The organism is Pseudomonas sp. LB3P93, from assembly GCF_054898025.1.
Genome location: NZ_CM142713.1, coordinates 1,655,606 through 1,670,796 on the forward strand (window position 1 = coordinate 1,655,606; position 15,191 = coordinate 1,670,796).

Below are 15,191 nucleotides of genomic sequence, written 5' to 3' on the forward strand. Positions count from 1 at the left end.
TTATTTTCGATGGCCGCTCGATCCCTTTTTCAGAGTGCAAATTAGAGTTCTCTTGAACACTGCCTAGCCTCAACACCGGCCTCATGCCGGTGTTTTTTATCTGCTTACTGCAAAACCTCTCTTCCTTCGCTGCTCGCTTTGGTTGTGGCTTGAGCGATCAAAGCATCAAGCATCTGCGCAACAAATTTCTGTTGGGTCTTAGGTAGCTGATCAATGGCTTCCAATTGCTGCTGCCATTTCGGAGCTGGGCCACGCTTACGCACAGTGGTTTCCTGCTGCTGACCAAACAGCTCTTCGAGTGTGGTCGAAAGCAGCCGGGCCAGCTCCGGTAACGCCGCTACCCGGATACGCCGCTTGCCGGACTCATAGGCTTGGATTGCTGAGAAAAGGGGACAGATTTGAATGGCACTTACTTAACATGTTTTGGGTGCCCGTTTTTTCTGACATCTGCCCTTGCTGACCGACGTGGTTTGGTCAGCAAGGGGTAGGCTTGAGGTCTTCGTTTTATGGCTCGCGGCTCGATACGACCAGGCCGATTCCCGACGCGCCTCTGAGCAATCAGCATCAATAAATTCGACAGGCCATCCTCGTCTTCGGGGCTGCCATATTGTCGCAACGCCAGCCATAGCTGAAGACTGTGTTTGAAGCTCAGTTCGCGAGGTAAACAGTCCGCTAACAGCGCCGATTGCGCCATCAGCATTCGGATCAGATTGTGTGCCAACAGGTAGACCCACAACTCCTTGACTGCCATGCCTGGGGTTTTGCAGCTTAACTTTCCAAGCCCCAGCGTAGCTTTGAGATTGCGCAGATCCAGTTCAACATGCCATCGACCCTTGTACAGCGATTTCAGGGCTGTTTTAGGTGTCTGCTTTGGGCAATGCAACGTGGTGACCAAAGTTTTCCCACCCGCCTTCAACTCTCGCACGGTCAGTCTTTCAGGCGCCTTTTCGTAATGCGTTTGACTCATCCACAGCGGTCTTCTTGCAGGCTTTTTCAATTCGATCAGGTGATCTTCCGAACCGAGACTCTGCCCTAGGCGAAAGTCCGTGCTGCGCCGTCGAGCACCGTATTGTTCGAACACGCCATCGATACCTCTTCGTTGCAACTCGCACAGCAAGAAATAGGTAGCGTAGTAAGCGTCGCCTAACAAAATGTCACCTGTTTTCAACGTGTCGAGCATTGATCTGAGCAGCGTCTGTTCATCGCCGCCCTTGCCTCGGAAACGCCCAAGGGCAGCATCTAAAACGGCGCCGCTGGAGAGGCAGACGATGCCCACCACTCGACACAACGGAAAACCAAGACCGACTTTCTGGCCGCGAGATTGCGGATAGGCGCCCTGATTGGCCGCTGTGTCGGGCATGCTGACCGTCGTGCCATCCACCAGCCGCACAGGCCGTCCCATCCAGCGCCACGACGAGGGTGCGTTATCACTTATTGAAGCACCGGTGTGCCTGACCAGCGTGGAAACCATTTCCACAGGCAGGCGTTTTCTGGCTTTGCAGTAGGCGCCCGTGCGAGTGCTATTGGGCTTCATGCCGCCACATGACCGTTTAATCGACAGGTCGTTCACGGCGTTCTGGCAGGAGCGGTCGGCGCTCATTGCTTGAGCCAGGAACATAGACAACGTTTCAGTTGGCGGAAACAGGCGTTCCCGATGTTCTGGCAGTGCAGACTCGACGAGTTGTAAGAGATCGGGAGACGTGAGGAGATTGAAAAACGCATAGGCATCGCAGTCCAACGCGTGTCGATGAAAACGTTGCTGTTGATGCTGAAGAATTTCACGTCTACGATCCATTTGGGGCTGTGTCCTTGGTTTGTCGGGGTGTGTTCGCAACTATCACCGTAGACCAAGACCAGCCCTTCTTCATTTTTTGCTTTCAGCTCAAGTGGTTAGCTGTTAAGTAAGTGCCATTCGGGACAGATTTATTTTATTTGATTGTCCGGAAAATAAATCTGTCCCCTTTGTTTAACTGGACACGGTTACCCAACAAAGCGCCGAGCTGAAAGCCGGTGGCGACCTGATCGCCATCGCCGGCACCAACCTGACCCTGGTCGCCAGCAAAATCAGCGCGGGCAACGAAGCCTATGTGCATGCCAATAACGAGCTGAACCTGCTGGCGGCACAAGACAGCAATTACTCGCTGTACGACATGAACAAAAAGGGTGGCTGGGGCAGCAAGAAGACGCAGCGTGATGAAGTGACCGACGTCAAAAACATCGGTAGCGAAATCAAGACGGGCGGCAATCTCACGTTGGTCAGCGGAGGCAATCAGCTGTACCAGGGCGCCAAGCTGGACAGCGGCAAAGACCTGACCCTCGACAGCGGTGGCAGCATCACCTTCGAAGCGGTCAAGGACCTGCATCAGGAGAGTCACGAGAAGAGCAGCAGTGACATGGCCTGGACCAGCGCCAAGGGCAAAGGCAATACAGATGAAACCCTGCGCCAGAGCCAACTCACCGCCAAGGGCAACCTGGCGATCAAAGCCGTGGATGGCCTGCACATCGATGTCAAACAGATCGACCAGAAGACGGTCGGCGAAGCCATTGACGCGATGGTCAAGGCAGACCCGGATCTGGCGTGGCTGAAGGACGCCGAGAAACGCGGGGATGTGGATTGGCAACTGATCAGGGAAACCCACGAGTCGTTTAAATACAGCAACTCCAGCCTGGGTCAGGGCGCGATGCTGGCGATCATTATTATCGTCACGGTCCTGACGGCGGGGGCTGCGAGTGCGGCGGTGGCTTCTGCCAGTACGGCGATGGGTGCCACTGCGGGCGGGACCATGGCGGCGGCTTCGGCAGCAACGGCGACTGCTGCTGCCACATCGGCGGGACTGGGCAACGTGATCGCCGCGAGCGTTTTGACCTCGATGGCCAGTACGGCGGCAGTCAGCACGATCAATAACAAAGGGAATTTGGGCGCTGTATTTAAAGAAACGTTTAGCAGTGACAGCTTGAAAAATGCAGCCATTGCGGGTGCTACAGCGGGCTTTACTCAAGGTGTGATCGATCCGCAACTCAGCGGCCATACGGCACCATTCAACAACCTTACAAAGGGGTTCGACCTAAGTACTCTCCAGGGCATTGGTGGTTTTGCGATACATGCGGGTGCGCAGGGACTGGCTGCGGGCACTATCAAAACGGTCATCGGTGGGGGAAGCCTCAACGAGAATCTAAAAAACGGATTAGTCGCTCAGGCGAGTAATGTCGTTGCTGCGACCGCATTTAATTTCGTCGGAGGTTACGCGCAGAAGAATTGGCAGGACGCCAAGAACGCGGGCGATTCCGCCGGCATGGCGATGTGGGCAGAAGGCGGTATTGCTCGTACCGCCATGCACGCATTGATGGGGGGAGCGGTTTCCAGCGCAACCGGTGGCGACTTCCAAACCGGCGCCATTGCCGCTGGTGCCAGCCAAGCCATGGCCGGAGTGCTGAACGCGACGTTTGATAAGCAGCCAGAGCTGCGCCAGGCGGCCTCGCAGATTGTCGGTTTGATGGCTTCCGGACTGGCGGGCGGCGAAGTCGAAAAGGCCTCGTGGGTCGCGTTAATGGCTGACGAATACAATCGCCAGCTCCATCAAAAAGAAACACTCGCGCTTGAGCAGCTGCAAAAAGAGTCGCCGGAGAAGGCTTATGAACTGAAAGCGGCTGCGTGTGCGTTGGTTCATTGTGCGGCCTCGGTCCCCCCGGAAGACAGCAACTATCAAGCGGTCAGAAAGCTTGAAGCTGATGGGAAGGGTTTCAAGGATGCTCAGAGTGCGCTTTTCGCCACCGGTGCATTTGACGAGTATTCAAAATGGGACCAGGCCAATGACGACCTGCTGCTTAACGATAAAGAGCTCAAGCAGTCAGGAAGGGCGAGCCGTGCTGTTCTTGGAGCAATAGGGGCATCAGCAGGATTTGGTGGTGCGATACTCACTACGCCGGCTTGTGTGTCCGGAGTGGGTTGCGCTATACCAGCGTTCTCCGCATTGGCTGGCGCAGCGTCGTTTGTTGATGGATGGGGGGCAACGAGAGAGTTGTTTGCGCCCTACGATTACACTCAAGGAAGCAAGGTCCTTGCTTCATTTGACAGTGCAACCTATCCGGGAGATGTGAACCCGCTTCGCGATTACGGGACTGAGGCGGCGAAGGCAGCGCTGGAAATTGCGTTGCTTAAGGGGACAGGGAAGTACCTGGAGGGGACTGGGGCTACGGTTCTGGTTTCGGGCGTTAAGAAGGACGGGGCGGGTGTAGTTGATGGTGCAAAAGCAAACGTGCCTTCGAAAACACCAGTTCAAGAACTTGATGTGGACTCTTATAAAAATCTTAAGGCGCGAGAGGTGGTTGGAGATGGTCTAGAACATGACCATATCCCTTCATTTGCTGCGTTGCGTACGGCAAAGGAAGTAGAATTGGGCCGCCCCCTTACGGAGCAGGAAACCAAGGTTCTCTATCAAAACTCAACTGCTGTAGAGGTTCCACGAGATGTACACATTGCAGGTCCTACGTATGGCGGGAAAAATACTCCTGCACAGATTCAACAAGACGCAGCGGACCTATGCGGTGCAATCTGTCGTGACACAGATGCACTGCGAGCAAATTTGAGCAGTCGAGGTTACGATTCTAAACTTGTGGATGAGACTATTCAAAAAATAGTGGAAAGAAATCGGGAGACGGGAGTTATTAAATAATGAGTATTTGGTCGAGTTTTATTTTAGCTCTTGGTCAAGATGAAAATGGTTCAATCGTAACAGAGTTGTGTCGAATGATTGGAGAGTCGCCGGTCGTTTCGGAGACACCGGATAGCTATAACGATCCAGAGGGGAAGACAAGATTTTATAAGTTTATTAATTCCGGCTTGGAGTTTGGGTTTCGCTCGGGAAAATTAAATCATATTCATTTTTTTGTACAGCGTCACGAAGGATATTCGGAATATAGAAGAGACGTACTTGGCCGAGCAGCTCAAGTCTGGAGCGCTCGAGATATTGTTAACCAGCTAGGTCCTGCTAGTACAGAGGCTCCAGGTAGAGTTGATATGTTAATTGGCTATGTGCAGCAGTGGCTGAAGTATGAGTTTGAGACGTATGCCTTACGTATGGAGTTTTCTGAGAGTGGTCGTTTGTGGAAGGTGACTCTGATGGCAAACCCAATGATTCACGCGTGACAGTAGGTTATGTTTTTATGTGATTTTTAGATGGTGCAAAAGATGTGGTGCCTAATCCAGGTAAGACCGCCGTTTACTCATCGACAGCAGAAGACGGTACCGTGCAATATGTTGGCATTACCGATAATCTTGAAGCGCGGTCAGCGGCGCGCTTATCTCAGAAAGGCATTGAGATTGATGCAATGCCAGGTCTTCAGAACATATCTTGCAGTGATGGGAGAGCAGTTGAGCAAGTGCTGATCGAGTAAAACGGATTAGGTAAGGATGGTGGTTCATTGATCAGTAAAATCAACAGCATTTCTACAGCTAATCCGATTTATGCGGAGTCTCTTGCTAGGGGGGCTGCTCTTTTGAAAACAGTTGGATACCCAGGGTTTAAATAATGATCAAAATTGGAGATGTATTTGCCATCGAGACTACGAGTGGAAAAGCATATTTCCAGTTTGTGAAAAAAATACCTCCTATGGGCTCATTAATCCGTGTCTTGCCAGGTACGTATAATGAGTTGCCGGATTTGGATGCCCTAGTGGAGGAAAAAACAAATTTCTGGATTTTTTTTCCTGTATCGGCAGCTTTGAAGCAGGGAATTATCCACAAGACTAAGGTGTGTGTAATTCCAGAGCACTCTCAGAAGACACCGATTTTCCGTACTGGAGTAGTAGATCCTTCTACTGGGCGTGTAGATGCTTGGTGGTTCTGGAACGGGGAGAGAGAGTGGAAAGTTGGTGAAATAACACAGGAACAGAGGGCGTACCCCATCCGTGGAACGTGGAATGACACGCTGTTAGTACAGCGGATTGAAGAGGGCTGGCTGCCGGAGAAGGATAAGCGTTAACTCTATTGGTGTTCAACGCAAAGGGGACGCCCATTAGCCGGTCTCAAGTCAAGGCTAATGGGTGTCCCCTTTGTTTAAAACGTTGGTTTTTCAGAATGAAGCTCATATGACGCCGGAGGCAATACAGTGGTTGCCGAAGACTTCGAATTGGTAAGAAAGATTTTTGAACTGGTAGAGTCTGGGGTTGTTCGTGGATATGACTCATTTTGTTATAAGGTTGAAGTAGGGCCGGGGTGTATGGGAGCCGAGTTGGCCGTTGAACGGGATGGTGTTGAGTTTAATGACGATGAGACTGATTTTGATAGCTTTGCTGTATATGATTTGGTGAAACAATTAAAAGATAACGCTGTGAGGCGTGGTGAAGGTTGGGTTTCATTTGCGATGTCTTATACTCGTGGTGGTGAAGTGAAAACCAATTTTAAATATTGAGTTTTAAAAAGTGTGGAAAAGGGGGAGTATCCGACCTCGAAACCAGCCCGTGCGATGTTCACTGTCGGCTCATGCTGTGGTCCCCGAACAATCACGAACACCACTATGAGCGAGTGGTCGAGGGCGACGGCAATCGCTACTACTTCAACTGGCTGTTCGATTGCAGCTACTCGGTGTACACCACGGCCGATGGCGTGATCCGGTCGTGGCGTTTCGAGACTCTGCGACCTGAAAGTTGCTATGTGTTTTAGCGCGAACTATCCCCCATGGCAGCAACTCGATGACGTCTTTTCTTCGTATTTGTCGTGGTGTTGCACCCACTCCATGATTTGTTCTTCATTGCGACCCTTGGGCGTCAGGTCGAGGTAGTTGTAGGCGCCGACCAGCATGTCGAGGCCTCGGGCATAGGTGGAATAGGTGTGGAAGATTTCTCCCGATTCATTGCGATAAAACACGCTGAGGCCGGGGAGTTCTTCTTCGGCGCCGTCGGATTTTTCGTAGTTGTAGGTGGCTTTGCCGGCAGCGACGTCTTCGGCTCGGGCGGTGACGCCAAAGTCGTAGTTGAAATCGCAGCCTTCTGACGACACCCAATCAAATTTCCAGCCCATACGCCGCTTGAAAGCCTGGAATTCGGCGAACGGTGCGTGGGAAACCGCCACCACGGCCACATCATGGTGGGCCAGGTGCTGGTTGGCGCCGTCAATGTGGTCGGACAGGAACGAGCAGCCGGGGCAGCCCTCATCCCATCCCGCGGCGAACATGAAGTGGTAGATGACCAATTGGCTGCGGCCGCCGAACAGGTCGGCGAGTTTGAGTTCGCCGTGGGGGCCTTGGAAGTGGTAGTCCTTGTCGATTTTCACCCAGGGCAAGGCGCGGCGTTCGGCGCTGAGTTTGTCCCGTTCTTTGGTGAAGGCTTTTTCGTGGGCCAGGTGTTGTATGCGGGCGGCGAGCCATTCTTCGCGGGACACCACGGGATGATTCTGAACGTTCATCAGTTGTTCTCCTTCGCAATGCTGGGAGGTGCCTTACACAGCCTAGTCGTTTGGCCTGCTTCAAATTCGACATGCCGTCGGTCTGTAGTCGCAAAAAACTCGGCTGAACGGCTGCGCGCGGTGCCGGTCACAACTTAAGAAGGCCATCTCACTCACAGGCTTTGGAGGTTGAATCAGGATGACAACTTACAACTGGGATTTGATTGAACGCTTGCTGCACGAAGTACAACACGGTGAGGCCAGTTACACGCCGCGAGCGTATGCCGAACGGTATGCGGCGGAGAAAGCGTCGAAAGGCGAAGTGACTGAAAACCTGGATCACCTGAAAGCGGTGGCCGGCGAGTACGAAAAATTACTGCTGGCGCGCGGTTATATCGAGCCTCGGCCTGAAGAGCAGGGCGGCACTGGCTCCAATTACAATTTGACGGCGCGGGGTTCGAGTTTGTTGAGCCTGATCGACAGCAGCATTCCGGGTAATGACCATCCGCGGCAGGTATTGGATGAGCAAGCAGATGCGCTGGATGAGGTGACGTTTGATGAGGTGGCGTCGAAGGCGCAGATTGCCTGAAGACCACCGATAACTAATGTGGGAGTGACGGTGCGACGATTCGACCTGCTCGAGATTGCGGAGTGTCATTCGACATCGTCGTTGTCTGATACTCCGCAATCGCGAGCAGGCTCACTCCCACATTTTGATTTGTGTTGGGCTTAGCCTTTCTGTGCAGCTCTCAGGCACTTCAAATCGTTGAAGTCCTTGCGCACCCCTTCAATCTTTTTCAACAGCCGCTGACGCTGAGCCGGCGTGCTCTCAGCCATTAAATCCACAAACAAGCTTCGTGCCTGCGCTTCTGTGTTGGCAAAAGCCTGACGGTACGCCGGTGTCCATAAACTCTCGCGATTCACCAGCAGCGTCTCAATGCGTTGTGGGAATTCCGGACTCTGGCGCTGCGCAACCGCCGCACTGAACTGCTTCTGCCAATGGACACGGTTGGCAATCCATTGCGTGTTCTGGTCACCCAAGGCGTTCGACCAGGTCACCACCCGTTGTTGCTGGGTCGGACTGAGTGGACCCAGCCAGTCATTCAAACGTTTTTCCATGCGCTCGGCGCGCTGTTTGATCTGCTGATCGGGAGACGGTTTAACGTAATCCTCCAGGCGTTTGCGCTGATCCTTGGCGAACGCGTCGTTCATTTCCGCGACTTGCTTGTCATCCAGCCCCTGTAACAGCTCGATCGCCGAGGGCGTGATTTCCCGGGCGGTCTGGGCGATGGCGGCTTTGGCTTCCTGGGTGCGGGTTTGCAGCGCGGCGTCGGTAACCTGATTGGTCTCGACCATCACCTGCAAGCGGTCCAGCCAGTCGAGATAGCCCGGCAGTTGCGTGGAGCAGTGCCAGCTCAAGTGTTCCTTGAGGCGCTCGTTGAACCAGCCTTTTTGTTCGCCGTTCATGTCCAGGTAGTCGCTGAGCGTCCACGGAATGATCACGTCAAGGTTGCGGTAAGCCAGGCCCACGCGGCTGCACGCGCCAAGGGCGAGACTGAGGGTGAGGATGACAGCGAGATACTTCAACCAGCGCGACATGGGCGAGTCCTTGCGAAGGCCTGGCTTATTGAGTGGATTCTTATGTGAACGCAGAATGTGCCCGGCAGTTCAGCCGATCAATAGAAGGCGCGCTCGGCCTTGAGGGTGACCAGCCCGTCGCATTGGCTGTTGTGCCCGGAATAGGCGGAGCAGTCGCTGCCGCTTAGGCTTGAGTCGCTGTAGATCAGGTCGAGGTCGACGCCCATGAACGGCCGGGAAAGTTGTACGGACCAATCGGTGAAACTGCCGATGTACCCACCGTCGACGGACGCCGGCGTGTTGAGCTGGTGGGTGGTGTATTTCATGCTGATCCCGATACCGAACGGCTGATTGCCGCCCAGGTCGGCGAAGACGGTGCTGTTCTGTTTGTCCGGGTCGTTGCTGAACGCGGCGCCGAAACGGCTGCCGAGAAAGGTCAGGCCACCGAACAGCTCCTGGCTGTCGAGGGTGTCCACTTTCGGATAGCTGTAACGGATCATGCCGACTTCGTACCCGAGGGTATTGTCGAAAGGCTGTTTAAAGCCCAAGTAGGAGTCGACTTCCAGCTTGGCCCCCGGCGTCAACCCCATGCTCGGCGCCCATTGCCCTACGTAAAAACCGCTGTCGTGGCTCAGGTCGAGACCGCCGTGGAATGAGCCGGTGCTGGAAGGTTTGACCAGCCCTTGGGCCATGCTGCGGCTGGGGGTGGTGCCGAGTTTGAGATCGAAGTCGCCCAATTCACGCTGGAAGACTTGCGCGTTGGCGACCGAACACCACAGCAGGGTGCCGAGCAGTAAACAGGAGGGTTTGAGCATGCGTCACTCCATGACAGCGGGGAGCAGGAACGAAAACCTACTGAAACGCTTGATCTAGACGTGTGCAAGCATACCGGCGAATGCTCGGCATTGAAGGCCGTTCGTCGATTTTTGAAATATTGGGTGGGTTTGGCGGGGTGTTGCGGGGAGGTTCCAGTCCAAGCGCTTCGAAGCTCAAAGCGCTTACGGACCAGGTGACGCGGCAGATATTTGGGGGAGTGTTACTTCTTGCCCAACGTGATCTGCTTGGACGGGCCGAACGTCTGGCCGCTGACGCCTTTGGCAATTTGCTGGATCTCGCCGCCGGACTTGAGGAACGCAGCAATCTGGTTGTTGATCGATTCGCTGGTTTCAACGGCTGGAGCTGGCTTTGCTTTGCTGTTGGATGCTTTTACACGCATGGCGGCCATTAACCTGTAGAAAATTAACTTGGCCAGGCATCGTACAGGAAATACTTGACAATTGCTTGGCAAATATCCTCTCAAAATACACATCGTAGGGGCATAATTACTCACAAGTTAATATTGGAAATACGCCCCTAAGCTGCTGTTTTAAATAAAAACGACGGTGGCAACGTATGAAATTCTGATGGGCTGGCAGGGGTGGAAATCACCCGTTCGGCCTGACGAGCGGCCAAAGACCTGAGGCAGAACCCAGGAAAATGAAGGCCTTCAGAAGAATTTCTGCTGTCACCGGGCCGGCCACGGAAACGCCGCCCGCAAAAACGGGTAGAATGCCGCCCACGCAATGAGGGTATTGGAAATGGCTTTAGTCGGGCGCTACAACAGTTTGCAAGTGGTTAAACACACTAACTTCGGTTTATATCTTGACGGTGGCGCGGACGGCGAAATCCTCCTGCCTAATCGTTATATTCCCAAAGATATTCCCAGCGAAGATGAAGATTGGCTCAACGTTTTTGTTTATCTGGACAGCGATGACAAACTCATCGCAACTACCGAAACGCCGAAAGTTCAGGTCGGTGAATTCGCCAGTTTGAAAGTCGTTGAAGTCAACAGCATCGGTGTTTTCCTGGATTGGGGTCTGCCGAAGGATCTGCTGCTGCCGTACTCCGAAGAAAAGCGCCAGATGACGGCCGGCGAATACGTCGTGGTGCACGTCTACCTCGACAAGCACACCCGCCGCATCACCGCGACGGCGCGCCTGGACCGCTACCTCGACAAAACCACGGCCAACTACACCCCAGGCCAGGAAGTTGATTTACTGGTGGCCGAAGCGACCGACATGGGCTTCAAGGCAATCATCAACAACAAGCACTGGGGCCTGATCCACAAGAACGAAATCTTCAAGTTCATGCGCGCCGGCAAGGAAGAGAAGGGCTTTATCAAAGAAGTCCGTGCCGACGGCAAGATCAGCCTGAGCCTGCAACCGGTAGGCGAAGAAGCGGCCACCAGCCTCAATTCGAAGATCCTCGCCAAGTTGCGTGACAACAACGGCACCTTGCCGGTCAGCGACAAGAGCGACCCGACGGTGATCACCAGCATGTTTGGGGTCAGCAAAGGTAACTTCAAGAAGGCCATCGGTGCGCTGTACAAGAATGGCCAGATCGTCATTCATGCGGATCGCATTGAACTAAGCTAACCTCGCTCCGGCCCCATGTAGGACAAATACATGGGGTTGGGCAGCTATGAAAAAAGCGCTGTTTGCATACACGGGCACCTTGCTCGCGTTTCTCGTGCTCGACGGCCTCTGGCTCGGCGTGCTGATGGCGCCCACGTATCGGGCACTGCTCGGCTCGCTGATGCTCGACCAACCACTGCTGGCCCCGGCAGTGGCGTTCTATCTTCTCTATGTGTTCGGTTGTGTGGTGTTCGTGGTGTTGCCGGCGAATACCTGGCGGCGCGCTGCCCGTTTGGGAGCGCTGTTGGGATTGGTTGCGTATGGCACGTATGACTTGAGCAACTGGGCGACGTTGAAGGGGTGGTCGTCTCAGTTGGCATTGATGGATATGGCGTGGGGTGCTTTTGCCACGAGTGTTGCGTGCAGCGTTGGGTATTGGGCTGCGCGCAAGGCGCGGTGATGTCCGTGGTTTGAGATGACGTCATCGCGAGCAGGCTCACTCCCACAATTGATTTTTGTCGTACGCATTTACAGGTCCCCCGAAGCGGCATTTTCTGGCCGTTTGGTTAATAATCGACACCCTCATTTTTCGCCCCGGTACTGTTTGTTCAGCAAGCAGGCCGGGGCTTTGTTTTTACTGTCAGGTCACTGCCATGTTGTGTGTTGTCGAGGTTTTCCGGTGAGCGTCACCCGGCGTAGCGCCGATGGGTTTGCCCTGCAAGTGATGATCGGGTTGTGCCTGATCTGGGGTGTGCAGCAGGTGATGATCAAATGGGCTGCGCCCGACATCGCGCCGGTCATGCAAGCGGCGGGGCGGTCGGGTATTTCCGCATTGCTCGTAGGATTGTTGATCTGCTGGAAGGGCGGCTGGGATCAGGTCAGTAGCACCTGGCGCGGTGGCTTGCTGGCGGGTGCGCTGTTTGGCCTGGAGTTCTTCTTCATTTCCGAAGGCTTGCAACTGACCACGGCCGCACACATGTCGGTGTTCCTTTACACCGCGCCGATTTTTACCGCGTTGGGCGTGCACTGGCTGCTGCCGAGCGAACGGTTGAGACCCGTCCAGTGGCTGGGGATTTTCCTCGCCTTTGTCGGGATCGCCATTGCGTTTGCAGGCGGCGTGTCCTGGGACAACCTTGATCACCGCATGTTGATGGGCGATGCGTTGGGCGTACTGGCCGGCGCATCCTGGGGCGCGACTACGGTGGTGGTCCGTGCCTCGCGATTGTCGGAAGCCCCCGTCACGCTGACCCTGTTCTATCAACTGATCGTCGGTTTCGTCGGGCTGCTGCTGATTGCGATCCTCAGCGGCCAGGTGACCCACGTCAGCCTGACCACCGTGGCGGTGGCCAGCGTGCTGTTCCAGGGACTGGTCGTGTCGTTCTTCAGCTACCTGACGTGGTTCTGGCTGTTGCGCCGTTACCTGGCAGCGAACCTGGCGGTGTTTTCGTTCATGACGCCGCTGTTTGGTGTCACGTTCGGCGTGGTGCTGCTGGGTGAAGAGTTGAGCCTGAACTTCGTCATCGGTGCGGTGCTGGTGCTACTGGGCATCACGTTCGTCAGCGCTGAGCAGTGGGTGCGCCGTCGTTTGCGCAAAGCCCTTGGGCAGCAGTGACCGGACGCAACAGCAGACCACCAGCCACAAGCAATCCGCTGCCGGCGAGTACCAGCGCTGGCTGCAAACCACCACTGAAATGGCTGCTCAGCGCCGCCAGTAACGGTCCGGCGAGCTGACCCAAGGCAAAGCAAGCCGTCAGCAGTCCGGCGTTGCGTTGGGTGGCGTGGGGCGCGAGTTCTCGGGAACGCTGCATCACCAATTGCATGCAGGCCAGGAACGGCGTACCGCAAAGAATCACTCCCAGTGCCAGGCCCGGCCCGCTGCCCAACAGGCAGGCGAAGACGCCGGCGGCCTGGAGCCATAAGGTCGCGATCAGCCAGTGGCGAGTGCCATTCGGATGGGGTCGACGCAGACTGACCAGCACCACCCCGATGGCCGACGCCAGGCCGAAGCACGGCCAGAACAGGTCGGCTTGCCATTGGCCATGAAACTGAGCGCTGGCCATTTGCGAAAGGAATGTGGCGGGGATGATGTAGCCCAACCCGTACAACCCGTAGATCACCCCTAAACGGCCAATGCCTTGATGTCTGGATGTGGCTGCGCTCGGTGCGGCAACGACTGTCACGGTCGGTTGCGGCAAAAACGGCAGAATACCCAACAGCATTACCAATGCGACAACGGCATACACCAGCCACAAAGTTGCGGAAGTCTGGCCCAGCAGGTGTGAGCCCAAGGCCAGCAACCCTGTCAGAAAAATCCCCAAACCCGGTCCGGCAAATACCTGGGCGCCAAGTCGCGGGCGGCCGGCGGCTGCCGCCAGCGGCTGGCTCAACGCAGTAATCATCACCAGCACCCAGGCGCTGGCCACGCCGGTCCCGAATCGCAGCACAAGATGCGACCAGAACCCGTTGGCCCAGAACGACGCCAGCGTCAGCAGCACACACAGCCACAAACCACCCAGCAATCGCCGGCGAACCTGTTCGGGACGGCGAGAGAACATGGCGTCCACGGCACCGACGAAGTAGCCGAGGTAGTTGGCCGCCGCAATCAGACCGGCGGCGGTCAGGTCGATCTGGCCTTCACTGAGCAAGTGCGGCATCTGCGGCGTGAGGGCGAATCGCCCGATGCCCATAGCCATCATCAGGGCAATAAAACTGGCGAGTAAGCGAATCAGCGGAGACATGGTCTGGGTTCCGGCAATGGATCAATGACCGTCAGGCTAGGACTGATTGACTTTCTTTAAAAATGAATAATAGTGAGTAACTTGTTCTGATTTGGAGAAGGTCGTGGAATTCAGCCAATTACGGATCTTCCAGGCCGTAGCGCAGGAAGGCTCGATCACCCGTGCTGCCGAACGTTTGCATCGGGTGCCGTCCAACCTGTCGACGCGACTTAAACAACTTGAAGAGCAACTCGGCGTAGAACTCTTCGTCCGAGAGCGTCAACGTTTGCAGTTGTCGCCTGCGGGAAAAGTCCTGCTGGACTACACCGCCAAACTGTTCAACCTGCACGACGAAGCCCAGGCGGCGGTGCAGGGCGGGCAACCGGCGGGGGACTTCGTGCTGGGCACCATGTACAGCACGGCGGCGATTCATCTGCCGGGGTTGTTGGCGCGTTACCACCGCACTTACCCGGCGGTGAACCTGCAAGTGCAGTCCGGGCCCAGCGGCGAATTGCTTGAAGGCTTGCTTACCGGACGCCTCGATGCGGCGCTGGTGGACGGCCCGCTGCAGCTGGCCGGTCTGGACGGTGTGCCGTTATGCGACGAGCGGCTGGTGCTGATCAGCGAGGCCGATCACCCGCCGATCCTCAGCGCCCTGGATGTGGAAGGGCGCTCGGTGTTCACCTTTCGGCAGGGTTGTTCCTACCGGATGCGCCTGGAAGCCTGGTTTGCCCATGACCACGCGGCCATGGGCCGGGCGATGGAGATCGAATCCTATCCGGGGATGCTGGCGTGTGTGATTGCCGGCTCGGGCGTGGCGCTGATGTCAGAGTCGATGCTTGCCAGCCTGCCGGGCCGCGAAAGCGTGGCGGTGCACCCGTTGGCGGAACCGTTTGCCCGCGCGACGACGTGGTTGATGTGGCGCAAAGGCATGGTCGGGGCCAACCTGAACGCGTGGATTGAGCAGCAACAGGCAGTCTTCCCGTCGGCGCCGATTCAGGACTCGGCGATAGCTTGAACTATCGGTCAGGAATTTTGATCCATTAAGTAACAGATCATTGCGGATTTGGGCGAGCAATGCGTAGGACTTCGGACTATTATCAGTGCGAAGGGGCCACAGAA

The 15,191-nt window shown here is 55.5% G+C and carries 16 protein-coding genes and 1 pseudogene; 10 read left to right on the forward strand and 7 right to left on the reverse strand.

Going from position 1 to position 15,191, the window contains the following annotated elements:
- Window positions 1-104 precede the first annotated feature (104 nt).
- Complete coding sequence (locus ACYZT8_RS07345) at window positions 105-263, reverse strand: hypothetical protein (RefSeq protein WP_461980160.1); 159 nt, start codon at window positions 261-263, stop codon at window positions 105-107.
- A gap of 146 nt (window positions 264-409) precedes the next feature.
- A complete protein-coding gene (locus tag ACYZT8_RS07350; RefSeq protein ID WP_461977426.1) occupies window positions 410-1,795 on the reverse strand; it encodes an IS4 family transposase in 1,386 nt (461 codons plus the stop codon).
- 178 nt (window positions 1,796-1,973) lie between these two features.
- On the opposite strand from ACYZT8_RS07350, the pseudogene ACYZT8_RS07355 reads away from it, so the two are divergent.
- From ACYZT8_RS07355 to ACYZT8_RS07375, 5 genes and pseudogenes are all read left to right on the forward strand, one after another.
- Window positions 1,974-4,673, forward strand: a pseudogene (locus tag ACYZT8_RS07355) (DUF637 domain-containing protein); the annotation flags it as partial.
- Complete coding sequence (locus ACYZT8_RS07360; protein ID WP_461980161.1) at window positions 4,673-5,146, forward strand: hypothetical protein; 474 nt, start codon at window positions 4,673-4,675, stop codon at window positions 5,144-5,146. The pseudogene ACYZT8_RS07355 and the gene ACYZT8_RS07360, both read left to right, overlap by 1 nt.
- 382 nt (window positions 5,147-5,528) lie before the next feature.
- Window positions 5,529-5,981, forward strand: coding sequence for a hypothetical protein (locus ACYZT8_RS07365; RefSeq protein ID WP_461980162.1), 453 nt, complete (start codon window positions 5,529-5,531; stop codon window positions 5,979-5,981).
- Between the two features lie 126 nt (window positions 5,982-6,107).
- Window positions 6,108-6,410, forward strand: a complete 303-nt coding sequence (locus ACYZT8_RS07370) for a hypothetical protein (protein WP_461980163.1) — start codon at window positions 6,108-6,110, stop codon at window positions 6,408-6,410.
- Window positions 6,411-6,481: 71 nt separating this feature from the next.
- Complete coding sequence (locus ACYZT8_RS07375) at window positions 6,482-6,661, forward strand: hypothetical protein (RefSeq protein WP_461980164.1); 180 nt, start codon at window positions 6,482-6,484, stop codon at window positions 6,659-6,661.
- Window positions 6,662-6,667: 6 nt separating this feature from the next.
- On the opposite strand, the gene ACYZT8_RS07380 is transcribed toward ACYZT8_RS07375, so the two are convergent.
- Window positions 6,668-7,402, reverse strand: a complete 735-nt coding sequence (locus ACYZT8_RS07380; protein ID WP_461980165.1) for a DUF899 domain-containing protein — start codon at window positions 7,400-7,402, stop codon at window positions 6,668-6,670.
- A gap of 178 nt (window positions 7,403-7,580) precedes the next feature.
- Between ACYZT8_RS07380 and ACYZT8_RS07385 the strand changes: the two genes are divergently transcribed.
- Window positions 7,581-7,970 carry a transcriptional regulator gene (locus tag ACYZT8_RS07385; RefSeq protein ID WP_461980166.1) on the forward strand — a complete coding sequence of 130 codons (390 nt, stop codon included), beginning with the start codon at window positions 7,581-7,583 and terminating at the stop codon, window positions 7,968-7,970.
- A 140-nt stretch (window positions 7,971-8,110) separates the two neighbouring features.
- Here ACYZT8_RS07385 and ACYZT8_RS07390 read toward each other — a convergent pair whose 3' ends face one another.
- The 3 genes from ACYZT8_RS07390 to ACYZT8_RS07400 form a co-directional block, all read right to left on the reverse strand.
- Window positions 8,111-8,980 (reverse strand): DUF6279 family lipoprotein, encoded by an 870-nt coding sequence (locus ACYZT8_RS07390; protein ID WP_461980167.1) that lies wholly within the window; start codon window positions 8,978-8,980, stop codon window positions 8,111-8,113.
- A 77-nt stretch (window positions 8,981-9,057) separates the two neighbouring features.
- Window positions 9,058-9,774: a TorF family putative porin gene (locus ACYZT8_RS07395; RefSeq protein ID WP_461980168.1), complete on the reverse strand. Its 717-nt coding sequence runs from the start codon at window positions 9,772-9,774 to the stop codon at window positions 9,058-9,060.
- 221 nt (window positions 9,775-9,995) lie between these two features.
- Window positions 9,996-10,184, reverse strand: a complete 189-nt coding sequence (locus ACYZT8_RS07400) for a hypothetical protein (RefSeq protein WP_017337097.1) — start codon at window positions 10,182-10,184, stop codon at window positions 9,996-9,998.
- Between the two features lie 352 nt (window positions 10,185-10,536).
- Here ACYZT8_RS07400 and ACYZT8_RS07405 point away from each other — a divergent pair, with 352 nt between their 5' ends.
- The 3 genes from ACYZT8_RS07405 (at window position 10,537) to ACYZT8_RS07415 (ending at window position 12,964) form a co-directional block, all read left to right on the forward strand.
- Window positions 10,537-11,373: a CvfB family protein gene (locus ACYZT8_RS07405; RefSeq protein ID WP_461980169.1), complete on the forward strand. Its 837-nt coding sequence runs from the start codon at window positions 10,537-10,539 to the stop codon at window positions 11,371-11,373.
- A gap of 46 nt (window positions 11,374-11,419) precedes the next feature.
- Window positions 11,420-11,812 (forward strand): DUF2177 family protein, encoded by a 393-nt coding sequence (locus ACYZT8_RS07410; RefSeq protein WP_461980170.1) that lies wholly within the window; start codon window positions 11,420-11,422, stop codon window positions 11,810-11,812.
- Between the two features lie 219 nt (window positions 11,813-12,031).
- A complete protein-coding gene (locus ACYZT8_RS07415; protein ID WP_461980171.1) occupies window positions 12,032-12,964 on the forward strand; it encodes a DMT family transporter in 933 nt (310 codons plus the stop codon).
- Here the strand turns inward: ACYZT8_RS07415 and ACYZT8_RS07420 are convergent.
- Window positions 12,909-14,090, reverse strand: coding sequence for an MFS transporter (locus ACYZT8_RS07420; RefSeq protein WP_461980172.1), 1,182 nt, complete (start codon window positions 14,088-14,090; stop codon window positions 12,909-12,911). The two genes, ACYZT8_RS07415 and ACYZT8_RS07420, sit on opposite strands and share 56 nt — an antisense overlap.
- Window positions 14,091-14,193: 103 nt before the next feature.
- Here ACYZT8_RS07420 and ptrR point away from each other — a divergent pair, with 103 nt between their 5' ends.
- On the forward strand, window positions 14,194-15,087 hold the full coding sequence (gene ptrR, locus ACYZT8_RS07425; protein WP_461980173.1) for a putrescine utilization regulator PtrR: 894 nt from the start codon (window positions 14,194-14,196) through the stop codon (window positions 15,085-15,087).
- The last annotated feature ends 104 nt before the right edge of the window (window positions 15,088-15,191 follow it).